This window comes from Halomonas sp. C10-5, from assembly GCF_057169305.1.
The window spans coordinates 2,671,130-2,692,656 of the sequence record NZ_CP175665.1 but is presented as its reverse complement, the minus strand read 5'-3'; the positions used below and the strand labels follow the sequence as shown (position 1 = coordinate 2,692,656).

The 21,527-nt window shown below is 65.4% G+C and carries 20 protein-coding genes; 14 read left to right on the top strand and 6 right to left on the bottom strand.

Translation table 11 applies throughout. The features are described 5' to 3' along the window. Positions 1–30 precede the first annotated feature (30 nt). Both pqqB and pqqA read right to left on the bottom strand, forming a co-directional pair. Entirely contained in the window at positions 31–960 is a 930-nt protein-coding gene (gene pqqB, locus ACJ7IV_RS12510) for a pyrroloquinoline quinone biosynthesis protein PqqB (protein WP_483864676.1), read from the bottom strand. A gap of 98 nt (positions 961–1,058) precedes the next feature. Then, positions 1,059–1,130 carry a pyrroloquinoline quinone precursor peptide PqqA gene (pqqA, locus tag ACJ7IV_RS12505; protein WP_081786101.1) on the bottom strand — a complete coding sequence of 24 codons (72 nt, stop codon included), beginning with the start codon at positions 1,128–1,130 and terminating at the stop codon, positions 1,059–1,061. Positions 1,131–1,527: 397 nt separating this feature from the next. On the opposite strand from pqqA, the gene ACJ7IV_RS12500 reads away from it, so the two are divergent. The 8 genes from ACJ7IV_RS12500 (at position 1,528) to ACJ7IV_RS12465 (ending at position 9,508) form a co-directional block, all read left to right on the top strand. Further along, positions 1,528–3,312 (top strand): methanol/ethanol family PQQ-dependent dehydrogenase, encoded by a 1,785-nt coding sequence (locus ACJ7IV_RS12500; protein ID WP_483864675.1) that lies wholly within the window; start codon positions 1,528–1,530, stop codon positions 3,310–3,312. A gap of 153 nt (positions 3,313–3,465) precedes the next feature. Continuing rightward, positions 3,466–3,981 (top strand): c-type cytochrome, encoded by a 516-nt coding sequence (locus ACJ7IV_RS12495; protein ID WP_483864674.1) that lies wholly within the window; start codon positions 3,466–3,468, stop codon positions 3,979–3,981. An 84-nt stretch (positions 3,982–4,065) separates the two neighbouring features. Then, positions 4,066–4,929 carry a quinoprotein dehydrogenase-associated putative ABC transporter substrate-binding protein gene (locus tag ACJ7IV_RS12490; protein WP_483864673.1) on the top strand — a complete coding sequence of 288 codons (864 nt, stop codon included), beginning with the start codon at positions 4,066–4,068 and terminating at the stop codon, positions 4,927–4,929. Continuing rightward, positions 4,919–5,566: a hypothetical protein gene (locus ACJ7IV_RS12485; RefSeq protein ID WP_483864672.1), complete on the top strand. Its 648-nt coding sequence runs from the start codon at positions 4,919–4,921 to the stop codon at positions 5,564–5,566. Before ACJ7IV_RS12490 ends, ACJ7IV_RS12485 begins: the two co-directional genes overlap by 11 nt. Before the next feature lie 141 nt (positions 5,567–5,707). Then, positions 5,708–6,889 carry an ABC transporter substrate-binding protein gene (locus ACJ7IV_RS12480; RefSeq protein WP_483866586.1) on the top strand — a complete coding sequence of 394 codons (1,182 nt, stop codon included), beginning with the start codon at positions 5,708–5,710 and terminating at the stop codon, positions 6,887–6,889. A gap of 86 nt (positions 6,890–6,975) precedes the next feature. After that, positions 6,976–7,908 (top strand): PQQ-dependent catabolism-associated beta-propeller protein, encoded by a 933-nt coding sequence (locus ACJ7IV_RS12475; protein WP_483864671.1) that lies wholly within the window; start codon positions 6,976–6,978, stop codon positions 7,906–7,908. Positions 7,909–7,916: 8 nt separating this feature from the next. Continuing rightward, entirely contained in the window at positions 7,917–8,702 is a 786-nt protein-coding gene (locus ACJ7IV_RS12470; RefSeq protein ID WP_483864670.1) for an ATP-binding cassette domain-containing protein, read from the top strand. Continuing rightward, positions 8,699–9,508 carry an ABC transporter permease gene (locus ACJ7IV_RS12465; protein WP_483864669.1) on the top strand — a complete coding sequence of 270 codons (810 nt, stop codon included), beginning with the start codon at positions 8,699–8,701 and terminating at the stop codon, positions 9,506–9,508. The genes ACJ7IV_RS12470 and ACJ7IV_RS12465 overlap by 4 nt, the downstream gene beginning before the upstream one ends. A gap of 9 nt (positions 9,509–9,517) precedes the next feature. On the opposite strand, the gene ACJ7IV_RS12460 is transcribed toward ACJ7IV_RS12465, so the two are convergent. The 3 genes from ACJ7IV_RS12460 to ACJ7IV_RS12450 form a co-directional block, all read right to left on the bottom strand. Further along, complete coding sequence (locus ACJ7IV_RS12460) at positions 9,518–9,865, bottom strand: c-type cytochrome (protein WP_483864668.1); 348 nt, start codon at positions 9,863–9,865, stop codon at positions 9,518–9,520. A 63-nt stretch (positions 9,866–9,928) separates the two neighbouring features. Next, positions 9,929–10,294: a hypothetical protein gene (locus ACJ7IV_RS12455; protein ID WP_483864667.1), complete on the bottom strand. Its 366-nt coding sequence runs from the start codon at positions 10,292–10,294 to the stop codon at positions 9,929–9,931. A 114-nt stretch (positions 10,295–10,408) separates the two neighbouring features. Beyond that, positions 10,409–11,299, bottom strand: a complete 891-nt coding sequence (locus ACJ7IV_RS12450) for a LysR family transcriptional regulator (protein WP_483864666.1) — start codon at positions 11,297–11,299, stop codon at positions 10,409–10,411. 125 nt (positions 11,300–11,424) lie between these two features. On the opposite strand from ACJ7IV_RS12450, the gene ACJ7IV_RS12445 reads away from it, so the two are divergent. The 5 genes from ACJ7IV_RS12445 to fdhF all read left to right on the top strand — a co-directional run bounded on the left by ACJ7IV_RS12445 (position 11,425) and on the right by fdhF (position 18,922). Beyond that, a complete protein-coding gene (locus ACJ7IV_RS12445) occupies positions 11,425–12,534 on the top strand; it encodes an S-(hydroxymethyl)glutathione dehydrogenase/class III alcohol dehydrogenase (RefSeq protein WP_483864665.1) in 1,110 nt (369 codons plus the stop codon). A 70-nt stretch (positions 12,535–12,604) separates the two neighbouring features. Next, positions 12,605–13,462 (top strand): S-formylglutathione hydrolase, encoded by an 858-nt coding sequence (gene fghA / locus ACJ7IV_RS12440; protein WP_483864664.1) that lies wholly within the window; start codon positions 12,605–12,607, stop codon positions 13,460–13,462. Between the two features lie 112 nt (positions 13,463–13,574). Continuing rightward, a complete protein-coding gene (gene mtgA, locus ACJ7IV_RS12435; RefSeq protein WP_483864663.1) occupies positions 13,575–14,279 on the top strand; it encodes a monofunctional biosynthetic peptidoglycan transglycosylase in 705 nt (234 codons plus the stop codon). Positions 14,280–14,349: 70 nt separating this feature from the next. After that, on the top strand, positions 14,350–16,068 hold the full coding sequence (locus ACJ7IV_RS12430; protein WP_483864662.1) for an NADH-ubiquinone oxidoreductase-F iron-sulfur binding region domain-containing protein: 1,719 nt from the start codon (positions 14,350–14,352) through the stop codon (positions 16,066–16,068). A gap of 10 nt (positions 16,069–16,078) precedes the next feature. Then, positions 16,079–18,922, top strand: coding sequence for a formate dehydrogenase subunit alpha (gene fdhF, locus ACJ7IV_RS12425; RefSeq protein ID WP_483864661.1), 2,844 nt, complete (start codon positions 16,079–16,081; stop codon positions 18,920–18,922). Here the strand turns inward: fdhF and ACJ7IV_RS12420 are convergent. After that, positions 18,882–19,805, bottom strand: a complete 924-nt coding sequence (locus ACJ7IV_RS12420) for a DMT family transporter (RefSeq protein ID WP_483864660.1) — start codon at positions 19,803–19,805, stop codon at positions 18,882–18,884. The genes fdhF and ACJ7IV_RS12420 overlap by 41 nt on opposite strands. Before the next feature lie 449 nt (positions 19,806–20,254). Here ACJ7IV_RS12420 and dctP point away from each other — a divergent pair, with 449 nt between their 5' ends. Then, positions 20,255–21,415 (top strand): TRAP transporter substrate-binding protein DctP, encoded by a 1,161-nt coding sequence (dctP, locus tag ACJ7IV_RS12415; RefSeq protein WP_483864659.1) that lies wholly within the window; start codon positions 20,255–20,257, stop codon positions 21,413–21,415. The last annotated feature ends 112 nt before the right edge of the window (positions 21,416–21,527 follow it).

Sequence of the window (21,527 nt, the reverse complement as noted above, 5' to 3'; positions counted from 1 at the left end):
GATGCCGATACGCGGCGGGTTCACTCGCGTTCACACTTCCAGCCGCAAGCCGTCGAAGGCCACCTCGACCCCCTGTCGGGTCAGGGTAGCGCGTTCCTGTGAACCTTCGTCGAGGATCGGGTTGGTGTTATTGATATGGATCAGCACCCTGCGGGTGGTGGCCGGCAGGGCCGCGAGCTCGGCCAGTAGTCCCCGCTCGCCGGAGAGTGCCAGGTGGCCCATGTCGCGGCCGGTGGCCTGGCCGACACCGGCGCGCAGCAGCTCGTCGTCACGCCACAGGGTGCCATCGACCAGCACGCAGTCGGCCCGGCGCAGGAAGCCGCGTACCCGGTCATCGATCTCGCCCAGCCCGGGGGCATAGAAGAGGGTGGTGCCGCGGCGGCGATCCTCCACCAGCAGGCCGATATTGTCGCCCGGGGTCGGGGCGCCACGACGCGGGGAGTAGGGTGGTGCATTACTGGTCAGCGACAGGGCGGTAAAGGTCAGGCCAGGACACGACGGCACCACGAAGGTGGCCTCCAGGTGCTCGCCGTCGACCGCGATGGGATGCCAGGTCAGGCCACCCTGCCAGTGCTCGAGCATGGTGAACAGCGGAAAGCCACTGCTCAGGTCCTGATGCACATTGGGGGTGCACCAGACGTCTAGGGGGCAACCTTCTCGCAGCGACAGCAACCCGGTGGAGTGGTCGATCTGGCCGTCCACCAGCAGGACTCCCGCGATACCACTGTCCCTCGGCACTTGCTTGGGATGCAGTTCGGGGTTGCTGGCCAGTTGGTGGCGGATGTCTGGTGAGGCATTGCAAAGCAGCCACTGCTCGCCGCCACTGCTGATGGCGATCGATGACTGGGTGCGCGGCGTTGCCTCGATGCTGCCCTGTCGAACACCGTGGCACAGCGTGCAGTTGCAGTTCCATTGCGGAAAGCCACCTCCCGCTGCCGCACCTAGCACCAGTACCTGCATGGTTATCTTCCTGTCCCGAAGCCTACCCCTGAACGATAAGGGCTGACGCCCCAGCAGGAGACGTCAGCCCTAGGTGTGCTGCCACGTCGCGCGTGGCCTCAGCGATTGGAAATATACAGCGTCACTTCGAAGCCTAGCCGCAGATCGGTATAGGCGGGTTTGGTCCACATGAGGCACCTCCATGGGGTGAATGGTTGTTGTTGGGCGTTCACACCTCAGTAAAGCACAGGATGACGCTGCGACATTGCTACGAAAGTCGCATGCCTGCTGCCGGGAGTCGAATCGGAGGTGACCGCAATGGCGTAACCCACGCTCCGGCACGGCTGAACCGGGCAGGCGGCATGATTGTTGCCACAGAGAAAAACTCTTTTGACCGTATGCGAGTGCCGAATTCGTCATTGCCAGGACTGACGGTACCCACAGATGTGCTAGACCTTCATGTGTCACTGCCTGAAACAGGAACATAACCACAACGAGATGTGCCGCCACCCTCGGCACACCTTTCAGTGCAATGGAGACAACGCAATGCTTCGCTTCCCAGGACTCGTGATGACGGCTGCAGGGTTGATGGCCGCATCCTTGGCGCATGCCAATCAGAATCAACTCGACCTCCAGCAGAATCCAGACTTCTGGGCCACTCAGCTGGGCAACTATCAAGGCAACCGCTTCAGCCAGCTGGATCAGATCAATCGTGACAACGTCCAGGACCTTCGCGCGCAGTGGCAGTTTTCCACTGGTGTACTGCGGGGGCATGAGGGCGGACCACTGTATGTCGGCGATGGGCGTCTCTATATCCATACCCCGTTTCCCAACAAGGTCTTCGCTCTGGACCTCGAGGACGAGGGACGCATCGTCTGGAGCTATGAACCGGACCAGGACTCGCGCGTCATCCCGGTGATGTGCTGCGATACCGTCAACCGCGGTCTGGCCTATGCCGACGGTCGGCTGTTCCTCAACCAGGCAGACAACACTGTCATCGCTCTGGATGCCGAGTCTGGTGAGCTGGTGTGGGAGGCCCAGAACGGTGACCACACCCAGGGGGAGAGCATGACCATGTCGCCGCTGGTGGTGCACGACAAGGTCATCGTGGGCAACAGCGGGGGCGAATTCGGCGTACGTGGTCACCTGACCGCCTACAACGTCGAAACAGGTGAGATGGAGTGGCGGGGCTACTCCAATGGCCCGGATGAAGACGTGCTGATCGACCCCGAGACCACGACCATGCTGGGCGAGCCGATCGGCGAGGCCGACCTTGGCGTGTCCACCTGGCCAGAGGGAGAGTGGGAGCGCGGCGGTGGTGCTCCCTGGGGCTGGATCACCTATGACCCCGAACTCGACCTGATCTTTTACGGCACAGGTAACCCCGGGACCTGGAACCCGGAGCAGCGGACCGTCGATGGTGAGCCCGCCGATAACAAGTGGGCGATCACCGTATTTGCTCGCGATCCCAACACAGGGGAGGTCAAGTGGGTCTACCAGAAGGTGCCCTTCGATGAGTGGGACTATGACGGGGTCAACGAGAATCAGCTGATCGATGTCGAGTTCGAGGGCGAGCAGCGCAAGGGACTGGCGATCATCGACCGTACCGGCTTCGGTTTCCTGCTCGACCGTGAGAGCGGTGAACTGCTGGTCGCCGAGAAGTTCGCCCCGGAAACCAACTGGGCTGACAGCTACGATATGGAGACCGGCCGGCCTAACGTCAGTGAGGAGTACAGCACCTTCCGCCAGGGGGTCGACGTCAATACCACCGATATCTGTCCCACCGCCATGGGCGCCAAGAACATGCAGCCGTCAGCCTACTCCCCCGAGACCGGGCTGCTCTATGCCGGCATCAACCGCATCTGCATGAACTATGAGCCCTTCGAGACCGAATACGTTGCCGGCCAGCCCTATGTGGGTGCGACCCTGACCATGATGCCTGCACCGACCCAGGAGGGGGACATGGAAGGGCGCATGGGCAGCTTCATCGCATGGGATCCGGTCGCCGGCGAGACCGTCTGGGAGATCGACGAACGTTTCGCCGTGTGGAGCGGTGCCCTGGCCACGGCCGGTGATCTGGCCTTCTACGGTACCCTTGAAGGGTACGTCAAGGCGGTGGACATCGAGTCCGGCGAGGAGCTGTGGCGTTTCAAGACACCGTCCGGGGTCATAGGCAACGTCAACACCTTCCAGCATGAAGGCAAGCAGTACATCGGTGTCCTCTCCGGGGTCGGCGGTTGGGCCGGTATCGGTCTCGCGGCGGGGCTCGAGGATCCCGAAGCGGGTCTGGGGGCAGTGGGCGTCTTCTCCGCCCTCGATGACTACACCGAACTGGGCGGGATTCTGACCGTGTTTGCCCTGCCTGACGCCTGATCATTGCTCATCTACCATCGATGGCACGAGCCCTTTGGTCTCGTGCCATCGATGCTCCGGTTATCCATTCCCCGCCACAAGGTGGCCCGCGGCAGTGCAGCCTGCCCAGTGTTCACTGCTGCCTATCGGCTCATCGCAATTTAAGGAGATCGCATGCACCTGACCAGGACTCCGCGACGGCTCGGTGTCGAGGCCCTCGGCACACTGTCAATCATATTGCTCGCGGCCAGTGGTATTACTGCCCAGGCTGCCGGCAACAACGAGGAGAAGGTCTCGTCGCAATCGGGGGAAGGCCCCGGCAGCTATATCGTCATCGACGGCAAGGTCGATCAAGGTACCTACGATGGCTACATTGCCTATACCCGTGCCTGCATGGCCTGCCATGGTCCTGACGGCTTGGGATCGACCTTCGCCCCGAGCCTGGTTCAGGTGGCGGAGCGTCGCAACTTCGGGGAATTTGCCAACACCATCGCCAGTGGCCTGGAAATCCAGCCCGGCAGGGTCATGCCCTCCTTCATCGACGACGAGTACGTGCTGAGCAATGTCGAGAACATCTACAGTTACATGAAGGCACGTGGTGCCGGGGATCTGGGGCGGGGGCGCCCCAAGGTGATCGAGGAGGAAAAGGAAGAGCAGGCAGCGGACTCCAGTAATGAGGAACAGGGGTGAAGAGGAGTGGGCCCCTGGTGTCCAGGACGAAGCCAAGGCTGTCCAGGAGCAGTCGGGGGACGGAACTAAGTGAGGAGAGGGCGAATGCGTGTCGACACTTGGTGGGCGGTACGGTTCAGGGTGGGCCTGCTGGCTTGCCTGGTAATGATCGTCGCTGATGACTCTAGGGCTGACCTGCCCGAACAGACGCAGCGCGATCGGCTGCGTGTGTGTGCCGATGGCAATAACCTGCCGTTCACCAACGAGGCCGGAGAAGGGTTCGAGAACCGCATCGCTGAGCTGCTGGCCGATGACCTTGATCTTCCCCTGGAGTACGTGTGGGCACCTCAGGTGATGGGCTTCGTGCGCAACACCCTGGAGCTGCGCCTCTGTGATGTGATGATCGGTGTGGCTGCCGGCTATGGCTTCGTGCAGAACACCAATGACTACTACCGCTCCATCTATTCGCTGGTGATACCCGCGGACTCCGAACTGGATGTGTCCTCGCTGGATGATGATGCCCTGCAGGGTCAACGCATCGGCGTTGTCTCCGAGACCCCGCCGCTGGTGCCGTTGAGGCGTGTTGGCGCCAGGGTGGAGGGGTATCCGCTGCAGACCGATACCCGAGCCAGGACGCCAGCCAGAGAAGCCATCGAGGACGTGGCGGCCGGCAGGACCGAAGGTGCGGTGCTCTGGGGGCCGATTGCCGGCTACTACGCGGCACGCCAGACACCGCCGCTCGAGGTAGTCCCTCTGGTCGACGATGATACCGATGCTCGCCTGGATTACCGCATCACCATGGGCGTACGGCAGGGAGAACCTTACTGGAAGGACACCCTCAACGACTTCATCGACCGGCGTCAGGACGATATCGATGCCATCCTGGTGGAGTATGGCGTTCCGCTTCTGGACCGGCACGGCCAGTTGATCAATCCCCTAGCCACCTCGGGAGGTCAGGATGACGAATGACATGCGGGTCATGGGCCTGGCGCTGGGCCTTGCGATGACGATCCTGGGTCTCGGGATGCCTGATGCTCGTGCACAGCGAGCCGCGACCGGGCCGCCGGACTGGCCGTGTGTGCAACGCCTGGTGCCCGAGCTGGCTTGGGGCACCATCTGGACCGGACCGTCTCCCGAGGCGCTGGAGCGTTCCTGGTGGGAGGACGAGGAAGTCGGCCGTGTGGTTCGCTTCGCAACGGCTCGCGAGACCTCGCGTGACGAGGCTCTCCAGCGCGTGAGCGAGTTCGTCGCCCAGGTGGCGAGCCAGCCGGAGGCCGAGCGAGAGGAGCGACTGACGCTGCTGTTTGCCGGCCTCCTCGAGCGGGTTGATCGTGAGCGAGGTCGCGTCATCGAACGCATCCGCAGTGCGTCGCGCGGTCAGGTCAAGCGGCTGGACAGGCTCACGGAACTGGTCGATGAGCTCGAGGCACGGCGGGCCTCGGACGAGGGCAACGGCGGTGACATCGAGCAGCTGCGCCAGGAGCTGCACTGGGAGCAGCAAACCTTCCAGAAGCGCCAGCAGCTCTTGCCGGTGCTGTGCGAGAAGCCCTCCCTGCTCGAGGAGGAACTGAGTCGAATGGTGAGGGTTATTCGTGCCGAGTTGTAGCCTAGGTAGCGGGCTATAGAACCAGAAGTGTTGTCCGCAGGATGAACCAGGGATGAGAGGAGAGGCCAAATGCAGGCATTCGATGACAGGACGACAGGGCTCGATTCCAGGCCCAGAATCGCAGGATGGTTGTTGCTGGGGATGACCGTGGTGGGCCTGGGGCTCACTGGCTCGGTTGTCGCTCAGGAAGACGACCAGCCGGCGGAGGCCATCACCCTGGGTTACCTGGGGCTGGAGCCTGCTGATGAGCTGGAGCCCTTGTCGGTGCTCGACCCGGTCCTCGATGACGAAGGGCGGCAGGGCGCCCGCCTGGCGATCAGCGACAACAATGCCACCGGCCAGTTCCTGGGGCAGAGGTTCTCGCTGGTCGAAACAACGGTGTCCCGTGACGGCGAGGTGCTCGATGGCCTGGATGACCTGATCGAGCAGGGGGCCGACTGGATACTCAGTGACCTCCCCCGGGAGGCCCTGGAGGAGGTGTTGGTGGCCTCGGCCCTGGAGGATCGCATCATCTTCAATGTCGCCGCCCCCGACAATGCGCTGCGCGGCGATGCCTGCCACCCCAACCTCTTTCATACCACCCCCAGCCGCCGCATGCTGGCCGATGCCCTGGCCCAGTTCCTGGCTTACAAGCAGTGGGATCGTTGGGCCCTGGTCTACGGCAATACCGACGAGGACCGCTTGCTGGTCGAGGCCTTTCGCGAATCGGCCCGACGGTTCGGCCACGACATCGTCGGCGAGAAGATGTGGCCCCACGACCCCATGGCCAGGCGTGCCGAGGGGGGCTTTCATGCCATACAGCGCGAGATCCCGGTCTTCGTGCAGGATCTCGACGAGCATGATGTCCTGTTGATCGCCGACGAGAATGACTATTTCGGCGAGTACTTTCCCTACCAGGGCTGGCTTCCCCGGCCGGTGGCCGGAACCCAGGGCCTGGTCGCCACCGCCTGGCACCGTGCCCATGAGTCCTGGGGAGGAGTGCAGTTGCAACGGCGCTTCGAGGACCACGCCGGGCGCTGGATGACTCCGACCGACTTCGCCGCCTGGCTGGCGGTGCGTTCGCTGGGTGAAGCCGCGGCGCGAACTGGCTCGACGGCGCAAGGCGAGGTGCTCGACTACATGCTTAGCGAGGAGTTCGAACTCGCCGCCTACCTGGGGCTACCGGTGAGCTATCGACCCTGGAACCACCAGCTCCGCCAGCCCATCCTGGTGACCGGGCCACGCATGGTGGCGTCCGTGTCTCCCCAGGAGGGTTATCTGCATCCGCGCTCCCCGCTGGACTCCCTGGGGGCTGACGAAGGGGAATCGACATGCCGTTTCTGACTGGATCATTCGCATCCCGGGCGCAATGCCCCGGCCGCCCGGTACTCGGCTCTGCTCTCCGGGGAACGCTTCTGGGGGCTGCACTGGTGCTGCTGCCCAGCCTGGCCCTGGCCGAACGCGTCTTCGTCTCCAATGAGAAGGACAACACCGTATCGGTGATCGACGGCGATTCCCTGGAAGTGGTCGAGACCATCAAGGTAGGGCGTCGGCCGCGTGCCATGGCCTTCAGCAACGACGGCAGCGAGCTCTTCGTGGCCGTAGGCGATGATGAGGCCATCGACATGGTCGACCTGGAGACACTGGATGTCGTCAGTACCCTCTCCTCCGGCGAGGATCCCGAGGTGATCCGGGTCGATCCCAACCGCCCCTACGTCTATGTCTCCAACGAGGACGACAATATCGTCTCGGTGCTGGATTACCGGCAGCGCCGCCTGGTAACGGAGATTCCTGTGGGGGTCGAGCCTGAGGGGGTAGGGATAAGCCCGGATGGCAAGTGGCTGATCGCTACCACAGAGACCTCCAACATGGCGCATATCGTCGACCTGGAGTCGATGGAGGCGGTCCATCATCGGCTGATGGGTGCGCGTCCGCGGCATGCCGAGTTCACGGCCGACGGCTCGGAGGCCTGGGTCTCCGCGGAAGTTGGTGCCACGGTGTCGATCCTCGACATGCAGGAGACCTTCGATGTCAGTCACACTATCCGCTTCGATGTACCGGGCGTGCCCCGGGAGACCGTGCAGGCGGTGGGCGTGGCACTGACCTCGGACGGACGCTATGGCTTCGTCGCCCTGGGGCCCTCCAACCGGGTCGCGGTGATCGACCAGCAGAGCTACGAGGTGCTTGACTACCTGCTGGTGGGGCAGCGTGTCTGGCACCTGGCCCTCAATGCCGACGAGAGTCGCCTCTATACCACCAACGGGGTGAGTGGCGACGTCACCGTGATTGATGTCGATGACCTCGAGGCGATCCGCTCGATTCCCGTGGGTCGCTTCCCCTGGGGGGTGGTCGTCGAGCCGTGACTCGGGAGATGACATCGACAGGTATCCTTGACCGGGTCGAGCAGACAGCGCCGCTGGATGACGAGCCTGCCCTGAGCGTACGTGAGCTAGGGTTCAGCTACAGTGGCCAGCCGGTGCTGGAGGCGCTTTCCTTCGATATCCGGGCGGGTGAGTTTGCGTTGTTGCTGGGTCCCAACGGGGCCGGCAAGACCACGCTGTTCTCCCTGATCACCCGGCTCTACGCCTATCGCCAGGGCCGGATAAGTATCGGTGGCCATGACCTTGGCCGCCATTCGATCAAGGCCCACGCGCGAATGGGTGTGGTTTTCCAGCAGCCTACCCTGGATCTGGACCTCTCCGTCAGGCAGAACCTGACCTATCACGCCGCCCTGCACGGCATGGCGCCGGCCGAGGCGCGGCGTCGTGCCGTGCAGCAGCTTGCGCGAGTGGAGATGCCGGAGAGCCTGCGACAGCGGGCTCGCCATCTCTCCGGCGGTCAGCGGCGACGCGTAGAGATCGCCCGGGGACTGCTCCACGAGCCGCAGCTGCTGCTGCTGGATGAGCCCACGGTAGGGCTCGATATCGCGTCGCGGCGTGCCCTTGTCGACCATGTGCATCGACTCTGTCGGGAGCAGGGCGTGGCCGTGCTGTGGGCCACCCACCTGATCGATGAGGTTCATCCCGGCGACCGTGTGATCGTACTGCATCGTGGCCGGATTCGCGCCGATGGCAGCGTCAGTGAGGTGGTGTCCCGGGTCGGTGCCGCCTCGATCGGCGAGGCCTTCGACCGCCTGACCGATGGAGCCGAGCGATGAAGCTGGCGAGCTATGGACACTGCCTGCGCGGGGTGGTCAGCCGTGAGTTGTTACGCTTCGTACACCAGCGTTCGCGTTTCGTGGCCGCGCTGGTCAGGCCGCTGGTCTGGCTGTTTGTTTTCGCCGCTGGCTTCCGCATGGCGCTGGGTGTAGCCATGACCGAGCCCTATCAGACCTATGTCCTCTATGAGGTCTATATCGTCCCGGGGCTTGTGGGCATGATCCAGCTCTTCAACGGCATGCAGAGTTCCTTGTCGATGGTCTACGACCGCGAGATGGGCAGCATGCGCGTCCTGCTGGTCAGTCCCTTCCCGCGCTGGTACCTGTTGGTGAGCAAGCTGCTGGCCGGCACCCTGGTGTCGATCGTGCAGGTCTATGTATTCCTGGCCATCGCCTACCTCTACGGGGTGCAGGCGCCGCTGACGGGCTATGTACTGGTGCTGCCGGCACTGGTGGTGACCGGCTTCATGGTCGGAGCCCTGGGCCTGCTGCTGTCGAGCTTCGTGCGCCAGCTGGAGAACTTCGCCGGCATCATGAACTTCGTGATCTTCCCGATGTTCTTCCTCTCCTCGGCCCTCTACCCCCTCTGGCGGATCCGTGAGGGCAGCTATCTGGTCTACCAGATAGCCGCCGTCAACCCCTTCACCTATGCCGTGGAAATGATCCGTTTCGCGATGTACGAACGCCTTCATGCCGTGGCCGTCTCCATCTCCCTGGTAACGACGGTCGTGCTGCTGGGGCTGGCGATTCTCGCCTACAATCCAGCGCGGGGCATGATGTCGCGCAAGGGGGGCAGCGGCGACTGAGCGTCGGGGCTAAGGCTGTCCGGTAGCCTGGAGATAGTCGATCAGTACCTGCCTGGCATCCTCCGGCAGTCCCCAGAACACCATGCGTGTGCCGGGCAGGAAGGCGTCCGGGTCGGCCAGGAAACGGTCGAGGGTCTCGGGGGTCCACAGCAGCTCAGCTTCCTGCAGCGTCCGGGAGTATTCGAAATCCGCGACCTCACCGACGCGTCGCCCGACCACGCCATGCAGGCTTGGGCCGGCAATGTGCCTGCCGGGCGTCAGCGAATGACAGCCTCGGCACTGGTTGCGGAAGACCCGCTCACCCTGGGCCAGCAAGGCCTCGTCTGCCGGCAAGTCAGGGGGAAAGCCGAGTGTCATCAGTAAGACCCCGATGGATGGCACCAACCTGAGGCCAGCCGGGGCATGGCGAAGCATGTCGCCTCAGAAACAGCGCAGGTCGGCTTCGGCCTGCACGCTGCGGAAGTGATTCAGATCCTCCTGCATGCTGCGTTCCGTGCGGAACAGCATGCCCAGCTCGCCGGGCTGATCCTGCATGCTCATCACTGTTCTTGCCGCCTCGTAGTCCTCATGGGGCATAAGTTCGGCGATCACGTCGATGCTGCAGGAGCACTTCTGCATCATCAGGTGATCCTGGCCATTGGCGGCCATGCACCCGAGCACGTAGTCGACGCGGGTTTCGGTAGGGTAGTCGCTGGCCATGGCCAGGGGAGCCGCGAGCAGCGCCGCCGCGATGTATGCCCTGGAGGCACGCGGTGCGGTACCCCAGCGGCGGTTGACGTTATCCATCCGATACCTCACACGGAATGATGATGAAATGCCGGTGACGGTCTCCCTTCAAGCTATGGCACTTTGCGGCTTTTTGCCAACGCCACGGATGCGACGGAGTCCTACTCACCCTGCTTAGCGACGCACGGGCAGCAGTTCATCGATATGTTCGACCAGGTAGTCGATGAACTGGTGCACCTTGGGCGAGCGATGGCGATGACGGGGGTAGACGGCCCAGACCGCAGTATCGTCGTGCTGGTAGGTATCGAGTACCGAGACCAGTTCACCGCTGGCCAGGTAAGGGTCGACGTAATAGTCGGGCAGCTGGGCCAGTCCCAGTCCCTTGAGGGCTGCATCGAGCAGGGCCGGTCCCGAATTACCCTCCCAGGCACCCTCGACCCTTACCTCGCGTCGCACCCCATCGACATCGAATCGCCAGTGGTCGCGAGAGCCCACCAGGCAGCGGTGGCGGGAGAGCTCCGACAGGGTATGGGGCCGGGGCATTCGGTTGAAGTAGTCCGGGGAACCGACCACGTACTCGTGGCGTTCACAGATGCGCCGGGCAATCAGAGTCGAATCCTTGAGTGTGCCCATGCGGATGGCGATGTCATACCCTTCGTCGATGATGTCCACCTGGCGATTGGTAAAGTGCAGGCGGATCTCGAGCTGGGGATGCTGACAGAGAAAGTCATTGATCAGCGGTGCGATGAAGCGCTCACCGAAGGTGGTCGCCGAGGTCAGCCTGAGTACGCCACTGGGGCGGGCCTGCAGGTCATTGATCGCCGCCTCGGCCTCGCGAAAGCCGTCGAATAGGTGGTGGCAGTGTTCGTAATAGAGGCTCCCGGCATCGGTGAGCCGTATCTGGCGGGTGGTCCGGTAAAGGAGCGTGGTCCCCAGCTGGTTCTCCAGTTGGCTGACCAGGCGGCTGACATGGGAGTTGGAGACCTTGAGATGTCGTGCCGCGGCCGCGAAGGTCCCCAGGCGCACCACTTCCACGAAGGCTTCGATCCTGTCCCAACGTTGCATCTTGGCCACTCCTGAGCAGACTGTTGCTCTATGACAACAATGTCATGTGTTTGATGCAGTTTATCCCAATGCTCCGGATTGCCTAGAATGTCATCAGGATCATCACACCAACCGAGGAAGATGCCATGAAGTCACGCGCCGCCGTTGCCCTGGAAGCGGGCAAGCCCCTGGAACTCGTCGAGATCGACGTCGAAGGCCCCAAGGCCGGCGAGGTGCTGGTGAAGATGGCCGCCACCAGCGTCTGCCATACCGATGCCTATACGCTGTCCGGGGCCGACCCAGAGGGCAACTTCCCGGCGGTGCTGGGCCATGAGGGTGCCGGCGTCGTCCAGGAGGTGGGCGAGGGCGTCACCAGCGTGCGTCCCGGCGACCACGTCATCCCGCTCTATACCGCCGAGTGCGGCAAGTGCAAGTTCTGTCTCTCCGGCAAGACCAACCTGTGTGGTGCAGTGCGCGCCACCCAGGGCAAGGGCGTGATGCCCGACGGTACCTCACGCTTCTCGCTGGACGGCAAGATGCTCCACCACTACATGGGCACCTCCACCTTCAGCGAGTACACCGTGCTGCCCGAGATCTCCCTGGCGGTGGTCTCCAAGGCGGCGCCCATGGACAAGATCTGCCTGCTGGGCTGCGGCGTGACCACCGGCATCGGCGCGGTGATGAACACCGCCAAGGTCGAGCCGGGCGCCACCGTCGCCGTGTTCGGCCTGGGTGCCATCGGCCTCGCCGTGATCCAGGGTGCGGTGATGGCCAAGGCCTCGCGGATCATCGCCATCGACGTCAACCCGGAGAAGTTCAAGCTCGCCGAGCAGTTCGGTGCCACCGACTTCGTCAATCCCAAGGACTACAGCGACCCCATCCAGCAGGTCATCGTCGACCTCACCGACGGCGGCGTCGACTACTCCTTCGAGTGCATCGGCAACGTCAACGTGATGCGCTCGGCGCTGGAGTGCTGCCACAAGGGCTGGGGCGAATCGGTCATCATCGGTGTGGCCGGTGCCGGCGAGGAGATCTCCACCCGTCCGTTCCAGCTGGTCACCGGTCGTGTCTGGAAGGGCTCCGCCTTCGGCGGCGTCAAGGGCAGGAGCGAGCTGCCGGGCTATGTCGAGCAGTACATGAACGGCGAGATCAATATCGACGACTTCATCACCCACGACATGCCCTTCGAGAAGATCAACGAGGCCTTCGAGCTGCTGCACCGGGGCGAGAGCATCCGCACCGTGCTTCACTATTGACCGATACTTGCCCGACCCCACTACCGCCAAGTGCAGGCCGGGGATTACCCGGCCTTCAGGAGACACCTCGATGACCATGACTGAGAACCTCGAGCTGGTATCGGCCAACAAGAGCTTCGGCGGCTGGCACAAGCGTTATCGCCACCGCTCCCGGGCGCTGGATTGCGAGATGGTGTTCGCCGTCTACCTGCCGCCCCAGGCCGAGACCGAGCGGGTGCCGCTGCTGTGGTGGCTCTCCGGACTCACCTGCAGCGACGAGAACTTCATGCAGAAGGCCGGTGCCCATCGCATCGCCGCCGAACTGGGTATCGCCATCATCTGCCCGGATACCAGCCCGCGGGGTACCGACCTGCCCGGCGAGCATGACAGCTATGACTTCGGCTCCGGGGCGGGTTTCTATGTCAACGCCACCCGGGAGCCCTGGAAGCGCCACTACCGCATGTACGACTACGTCACCGAGGAACTGCCCTCGGTGGTGCGTCAGCACTTTCCGGTCAACGGTCGCGAATCGATCAGTGGCCACTCCATGGGCGGTCACGGCGCGCTGGTCATGGCCCTGCGTCGCCCCGGCCACTACCGCTCGGTGTCGGCCTTTGCGCCCATCGTCAATCCCACCGAGTGTCCCTGGGGCCAGAAGGCCTTCTCCGGTTACCTCGGCGAGGACCGCGGCAAGTGGACCCAGTACGACGCCTGCGAGCTGGTGGCCCGCGGCGCCTCCAGCCAGCCGCTGTTCATCGATCAGGGCGAGGCCGATGACTTCCTCGAGGAGCAGCTCAGGCCCGAGCGTCTCGAGGCGGTGTGCGCCGAGCACGACCACCCTCTGACCCTGCGTCGCCAGCCTGGCTACGATCACAGCTACTACTTCATCGCCAGCTTCATCGAGGACCACCTGCGTTACCACGCCGAGCGACTGCACAAGAAGCGCTGAAACCGCCGCCTCCCCCCGAGGCGACCGGGGCCCTATACTGGCCGCAGGTGAGCAGCGGGCCCGGTAACCGGGCCCCGGGACGAGGGGAGAGACGCATGCGACGAGGTCGGCGATGATCGCCAGGTGGAGGCGGCGGCTATGGGGCTGGCTGTGGAGGGCGGCGCTGGGCTTCGTGGTGCTCTCGGTGCTGCTGGTGCTGCTGTTCCGCCAGGCGCCGGTGTTCGGTTCCATGGTGATGGTGGAGCGCAAGGTGCACTCCTGGGTGGCGCGGGAGCCCATCGACATCCAGCACCGCTGGCGACCCTGGGAGGCGCTCTCCGACCACGCCAAGCTGGCGGTGATTGCCGCCGAGGACCAGCGCTTCCTGGAACACCACGGCTTCGACCTGGTGGAGATCCGCCGCGCCTGGCAGGCAAGTCGTAACGGTGGTCGGCTGCGCGGGGCCAGCACCCTCAGCCAGCAGACCGCCAAGAACCTCTTCCTGTGGAGCGGGCGCAGCTGGGTGCGCAAGGGATTCGAGGCGTGGTTCACCCTGCTGATCGAGCTGATATGGCCCAAGCAGCGCATCCTTGAGGTCTACCTCAATATCGCCGAGTGGGATAGCGGCGTGTTCGGCCTGGAGGCTGCGGCCCAGCACTACTTCGGCGTCTCCGCCGAGCGGCTCAGCGCGGCCCAGGCCAGCCGTCTGGCGGCGATCCTGCCCGACCCGCGGGGTCGCGATGCCGCTCGGCCCTCTCCCGGGGTGGTCCAGCGCAGCGCCTGGATACGCCGGCAGATGAGCAACCTGGGAGGCGTCGCCTACCTGCAGAATTTCTAGGCGAAGCTTACGGTGAGCTTGATCGCCCGCATTACAGCCACAATGACAAGAGCACAATAGCGAGGCCGCCATGCACGATACCACCAGCCCCCAACGAGCACGCCGTCGCGGCGGGGCCCGCGGCCGCGAACTGGCGCCGCTGGCGCTGACCGGGCTGCGAGCCCTGCTTGGCGACGAGCGCCGCGACCCCCAGCTCCAGCGTCGCGACCGACTGATCGAACACCTGCACGCCATCCAGGATGCCCAGGGGCATCTGGCCATGGCAGAGCTGCGGGCGCTGGCCAGCTACATGAACCTGCCCATGGCGGCCATCTTCGAAACCGCCACCTTCTATGCCCACTTCGATGTGGTCCACGATGAGCAGTCGCCGCCGCCGGCGGTGACGGTGCGGGTGTGCGACTCGCTGCCCTGTCGACTGGCCGGCGCCGAGGCGCTGCATGCGCGGCTCGTGTCCGGGGCCGACCCCGCAGCGGTGCGGGTGCTGCGGGGTCCCTGCATGGGGCGCTGCGACGGCGCACCGGTGGCCGAGGTAGGCCACCACCACGTGCGCTACGCCACCGCCGAGGGCGTCGAGGCGGTGGTGGATACCGGCCATGCCCACCCCGAGACGATCCTCTGGCAGCGCCTGGGTGACTATCGCGACGCCGGCGGCTATCGGCTGCTGGCCGCGTGTCGAGCCGGCGAGGTGGACTTCGCGACGCTCTGCGAGGCCTTCGAGCACGCCGGGCTGCGCGGCCTGGGCGGTGCCGGCTTCCCGATCTACAGGAAGTGGCAGGCGGTGCGCGCCGAGGCTGGACCCCGTTATGCGGTGATCAACGCCGACGAGGGGGAGCCCGGCACCTTCAAGGACCGCCATTATCTCGAGCATGAGCCGCACCGCTTCCTGGAAGGGGCCCTGGTCGGCGCCTGGGCGGTGGAGGCGGAGGCTCTGTATATCTACCTGCGCGACGAGTATCCGGGCTTGCACCGGGTGCTCACCGAGGCCATCGTCGAGCTCGAGGCCGAAGGCCTCGTACCACCGGGCTATATCGTGTTGCGCCGGGGCGCCGGCGCCTATATCTGTGGCGAGGAGTCGGCGTTGATCGAATCGCTGGAGGGCAAGCCCGGCAAGCCGCGCCATCGCCCGCCCTTCGTGGCCCAGCGCGGGCTCTTCGGCCGGCCCACCCTGGTCAACAATGTCGAGACCGTCTACTGGGTTCCGCGGATCTGGGAGCAGGGTGCCGACTGGTTCGCCGCCCAGGGACGCCACGGGCGCCAGGGCCTGCGCAGCTTCTCGGTCTCCGGACGAGTTGCCCGTCCCGGGGTGCACCTGGCCCCGGCGGGCATCACGCTCGCCGAGCTGCTCGAGGAGTACTGTGGCGGCATGGCCGAGGGCCATCGCCTCGCCGGCTACCTGCCCGGCGGCGCCTCCGGTGGCATCCTCCCGGCGAGCAAGGCCGATATCCCGCTGGACTTCGATACGCTGCAGGAGCACGGCTGCTTCATCGGCTCGGCGGCGATCATCGTGCTCTCGGACCAAGATGACCTGCGCATCGTGGCCACCAACCTGCTGGCTTTCTTCGCCGACGAGTCCTGCGGGCAGTGCACGCCCTGCCGGGTGGGCACCGAGAAGATGCTCGCCCTGCTCGAACGCGACGAGTGGGATGTCGAGCAGCTCGAGCGCCTCGCCCGGGTGATGGCGGATGCCTCCATCTGCGGCCTGGGCCAGGCCGCACCCAATCCGGTGACGAGCCTGCTGCGCGATTTTCGCGGCGAGCTCGAAGCCCGGCACCTGATCGCGAAAGGGTAGGGAGGTCGAGATGAGCGACTCCAGCAGCAACGACAGCTTCACCCTGACCCTGGACGGCGCCGAGGTCAGCGCCCGTCCCGGCGAGACCCTGTGGCAGGTGGCCCGGCGCGCCGGCGAGACCATTCCTCACCTCTGCTTCAAGGACGCCCCCGGCTACCGCTCTGACGGCAACTGCCGCGCCTGCATGGTGGAGATCGAGGGCGAGCGGGTACTCGCCGCGAGCTGCATCCGCGAGGCGGCCCCGGGCATGGTGGTGAAGAGCGCCGGCTCCGAGCGCGCCCGGGAGGCCCGCGAGGGCGTCATGGAACTGCTGCTCGCCGACCAGCCCGAGCGCGAGGCGAGCCCCGACCGCTCGAGCCACCTCTGGGCCATGGCCGACCGGCTGGCCATCGACGCCGGTGCGGTGCGCCGCCGCCTGCCGTCGCGGGCGGAGCGCGAGGCGCCCACGGTACGGCATGTCGCCGCGCGCTCGGCCGCGCTGCCCCATGCCGACGGCCATGACGCCACTCACTCGGCCATGAACGTCAACCTCGACGCCTGCATCGAATGCGGCCTCTGCGTGCGCGCCTGCCGCGAGGTGCAGGGCAACGATGTCATCGGCTTGGCGTATCGCGGGGCGGCGGCCAAGATCGTCTTCGACTTCGACGACCCCATGGGGGAGAGCACCTGTGTGGCCTGCGGCGAGTGCGTCCAGGCCTGCCCCACCGGGGCGTTGATGCCGGCCACCCTGATCGATGAGGCAGGCCGTGGCGACTCCGCCGTGGCCGACCGCACGGTCGATTCCATCTGCCCCTACTGCGGCGTGGGGTGCCAGCTGACCTACCACGTCAAGGATGAACAGATCCTCTTCGTGGAGGGCCGCAATGGACCCTCCAATCAGGGACGGCTATGCGTCAAGGGGCGCTTCGGCTTCGACTACCCCAACCACCCCGCACGCCTCACCCGACCGCTGATCCGTCGCGAGGGGGTGCCCAAGGGCATGGATCCCGGCTTCGATCCCGCCAACCCATTGACCCACTTCCGGGAGGCGAGCTGGGAGGAGGCGCTGGATCTCGCCGCGAACGGTCTCACCGGACTCAAGGTGGCCCACGGCCCCGATGCGCTGGCCGGCTTCGGCAGCGCCAAGTGCTCCAACGAGGAGGCCTGGCTGTTCCAGAAGCTGGTGCGCACCGGCTTCGGCTCCAACCATGTCGACCACTGCACGCGGCTGTGTCACGCCAGCTCCGTGGCGGCGCTGATGGAGTGCCTCGGCTCCGGCGCGGTGACGGCATCGTTCATGCAGGCCCTAGAGGCCGACGTGGTGATCCTCACCGGCTGCAATCCGGCGGTGAACCACCCGGTGGCGGCCACCTACTTCAAGCAGGCGGCGAGAAATGGCACCCGGTTGATCATCCTCGACCCTCGCGGCCAGGCGCTGGACGCCTACGCCTGGCGCAGCGTGCGCTTCACCCCCGGCGGTGACGTGGCGCTCTACAACGCCATGCTCCATGTCATCGTGACCGAAAAGCTGTATGACCCGGCCTATATCGACGCCCACACCGAGGGCTTCGAGGCGCTGGCGACCAGCGTCGTCGACATGACCCCGGAAGCCATGGCGCCGCTGTGTGGCGTGGACCCCGAGACGATTCGCGAGATCGCCCGGGCCTACGCTACCGCCGACAAGGCGATGATCTTCTGGGGCATGGGCATCTCCCAGCATGTCCACGGCACCGACAACGCTCGCTGCCTGATCTCGCTGGCCCTGGCCTGCGGCCACACCGGCCGCCCCGGCACCGGCCTGCATCCGCTGCGCGGGCAGAACAACGTCCAGGGCGCCTCGGATGCCGGCCTGATCCCCATGGTGCTGCCCGACTACCAGCCGGTGGGCGATGCCCAGCTGCGCGCCGCCTTCGAGGAGCTGTGGAATACGCCTCTCGACGCGACGCCGGGGCTGACCGTGGTGGAGATCATGGACGCCATCGTGGCCGGGACTATCAAGGGGATGTATATCCTCGGCGAGAACCCGGCGATGTCCGACCCCGACCTCAATCATGCCCGCGCGGCGCTGGCCTCCCTGGAGCACTTGGTGGTGCAGGACCTGTTCGTCACCGAGACCGCCCAGTTTGCCGACGTCATCCTGCCGGCCAGTGCCTGGCCCGAGAAGGAGGGCACGGTGACCAACACCAATCGCCAGGTCCAGCTGGGGCGCGCCGCCGTGGCACCGCCCGGGGAAGCGCAAACCGACTGGTGGATCACTCAGGAGATCGCCCGGCGCTTCGGCCTGGGCTGGGAGTATGCCCACCCGCGGGAGGTGTTCGCCGAGATGAAGCAGGGCATGCACTCGCTGGACCACATCAGCTGGTCGCGCCTCGAGCGCGAGGGATCGGTGACCTACCCCTGTCCCGCCGACGATGCCCCGGGAGTCGACGTGGTGTTCTCCGATGCCTTCCCGCGCGACGGGGGGCGGGCGAAGTTCTCGGCCACCCGGCCGCTGCCGCCGGACGAGCCGGTGGACGGCAACTACCCGACGGTATTGACCACCGGGCGCTTGCTCGAGCATTGGCATACCGGTGCCATGACCCGTCGCAGCCGGGTGCTCGACGAGCGCGAGCCCGAAGCGGCGGCCTACCTGGCGCCGGCGGAGCTGGGCCGCCTGGGCGTGGCCCCGGGGGAGTCGATCACCATCGCTACGCGGCGTGGCACGATCACCCTGGTGTCACGGGCCGATCCGCGCATGCCCGAGGGCATGGTGTTCGTGCCCTTCGCCTTCGTGGAGGCGGCGGCCAACCTGCTGACCAACCCGGCGCTGGACCCCTTCGGCAAGATCCCGGAATTCAAGTACGCGGCTTGTCGGCTGTCGCCGGCGGTGTCCTGACCACCAGCACCACCCCGGCAATGGCGATGGCCATGCCGAGAAGCGAGATCGGCGGCAGTGCCTCGTCGAACAGCCACCAGGCCTGCAGGGCGGTGACCGGCGGCACCAGGTAGAAGAGGCTCGCCACCCGTGAGGCCTCGCCGCGCTTGATCAGTGCCATCAGCAGCAGGATGGCGCTGATCGAGAGTACCAGCACCAGCCAGCCCAGGGTCAGGGAGAAGGTGGCGGACCACTCGACATCGCGCTCCTCGAACAGCAGGGCACCCAGGCCGAGCAGGGTCGCCGCAGCCAGGTACTGCACCACGGTGCCGGAGAGCAGCGGCATGCCGGTGCAGTAGCGCTTCTGGTAGAGCGTGCCTCCGGAGATGCCCAACAGTGCCACCAGCACCGCGCCCAGGGCCCCCAGGCCAAAGCCCTGGAAGAGGCTCTCCCCCGGGTCGAGCTTGCCGCCCAGCACCATGATCACCCCGGCCAGTCCCAGTGCCAGCCCCAGCCATTGACGCGTCGCCAACCGCTCCCCGAGCAGCGGCCCGGCCAGTCCCGCCGTCAGCAACGGCTGCAGTCCCACCAGCAGCGAGGCGAGCCCCGCCGGCATGCCCAGGTAGATGCCGTAGAACACGCCCCCCAGGTAGGCACCATGCACCAGCAGACCGGAGACGGCGATATGTCCCCATAGCGCGGGTCCCCTGGGCCACTCGCCGGAGAGCCAGTGGGCCAGGGGCACCAGCAGCGCCAGGGTCAGGGCGAAGCGGATGAACAGGAAGGTGAAGGGCTCGGCATAGGGAAGGCCGAACTTGGCGCCGATGAAGCCGGTGCTCCACAGCGCCACGAACAGCAGCGGCATGGCAGCGAGCCAGAGCCGGTGAGAGGCGAGTGAGGTCATGGAGGCATCCTTGCGAGGCAAAGCCCGCATCATGGCCCCTGGTGAGCTCCCTTGCCAACCTTCCGCCGTCGGCTCTGTCAGGCGGGAGCGTGTCGGATGGCCTACCTTCCCTCGTGCTTTGGTCGTAGGTCAAAGGCTGATTGGCTAACTGGTCAGACCAGTTTTTCCATTTGTTTTACATGTGCTTGCCGCTCAAAAAGGCACAGTGGTATGGCGTGGGCGGCCAGGAGTCCGTTGAATCAGTACGTTGGCTGGGCGTTGGGTTTTCGCTAGCTTTCTCAGGGGAAGGGCACCACACGCCCCCACTGCCCGTGTTCGATGGAGTCGAGCGCGCAGCCAATCGAGCCCGCCCAGCGGTGCAAGAACGGCTAACCATTCCAGGGAAGACAACAACAAGATTTGGTCGCCATCCCGAGTGGAGCCGACCATCGCCATCTGGAGTTCATGTCATGCAAGACGACAAGCAGCCGTCACGCATCATCACGTCCCCCGGCGAAGAGGCCACGGCTCGTCGCGAGCCCGCCCGCCGCCGCTTCCTGAAGGCCGCCGCTGTCGGTTCCGCCGCCGCCGTGGCGGCGCCCTGGATCGGCAACGTCCAGGCCCAGGAGGGCATCCGCATCCGAATGCAGTCCTCGTGGCAGCCGGGCACCGTCGGCTACCGCACGTTCGAGGCGTGGGCCAAGGGGGTGGTCGAGTCCACCAGCGGCGAGGTCAATATCGAGCCCTTCCCCGCGGGTGCCGTGGCCGGTGCCTTCGAGGTCGCCGATGCCGTGCGCAACGGCGTACTCGACGGCCAGAACTGGTTCACCGTCTACTGGCCCGGCAAGATGCCCGCCGGCGTCTTCCTTACCGCCTACCCCATGGGCCTCTCGCTGCCTCACCAGTGGGACATGATGTTCGGTGCCTACGGAGGCCTGGATATTGCCAAGGATCTCTACCGCAAGCAGGGCCAGGAGTTGCTGGGCTATGTCCACCACGACCTCAACCTGATCCACTCCAAGGTGCCGCTGCGCAGCTTCGACGACTTCGACGGCGTCAAGATCCGCATGCCGGGCGGCATCGTCGCCGAGACCTTCGCTGAGATGGGCGCGCGTACCACCCTGCTGCCCGGCTCCGAGGTCTATCCGGCCCTGGAGAAGGGCACCATCGATGCCGCCGACTTCACCGGTGCCGCGGTCAACTACGAACTGGGTTTCTGGCAGGTGGCCGACTATATCATCATGGGCCCACCCTCCACACCCTGCCTGCACCAGTCGGTCGACCTCATGGATATCGCCGTCAACCGGCGCGTCTACGAGCGCATGTCCTCCCAGACCCAGGACCTGATGCACGATCTGGTGGCGGCCTACTCCCGCGAGCACTACGCCGCGATCCAGAAAGCCAATGCCGAGGCCTGGCCCAAGTACCGCGAGAAGGGCGTCGAGATCATCCACCTCTCCGAGGAGGACGCTACCCGCTTCCGCGAGGTCGCCATCCCGCTGTGGTTCAAGTGGGCCAACAAGGACCCGGATGCCGCGCGCATGTTCAAGGCGCACCTCGACACCATGATGGACCCGGCGGTGGCGCTGATCACCGAAGAGGACATCAAGGACTACGAACTCAACGTCTGACCTTCCTGCTCGACCCTGCCGGGTGTTGTGAGCCGAGGGCCGCAGCACCCGGCTTGCCTAGGGCATAACTCTCAATCCCGCATCCCGTCGGCTCGATGATCCGTCGCCATCG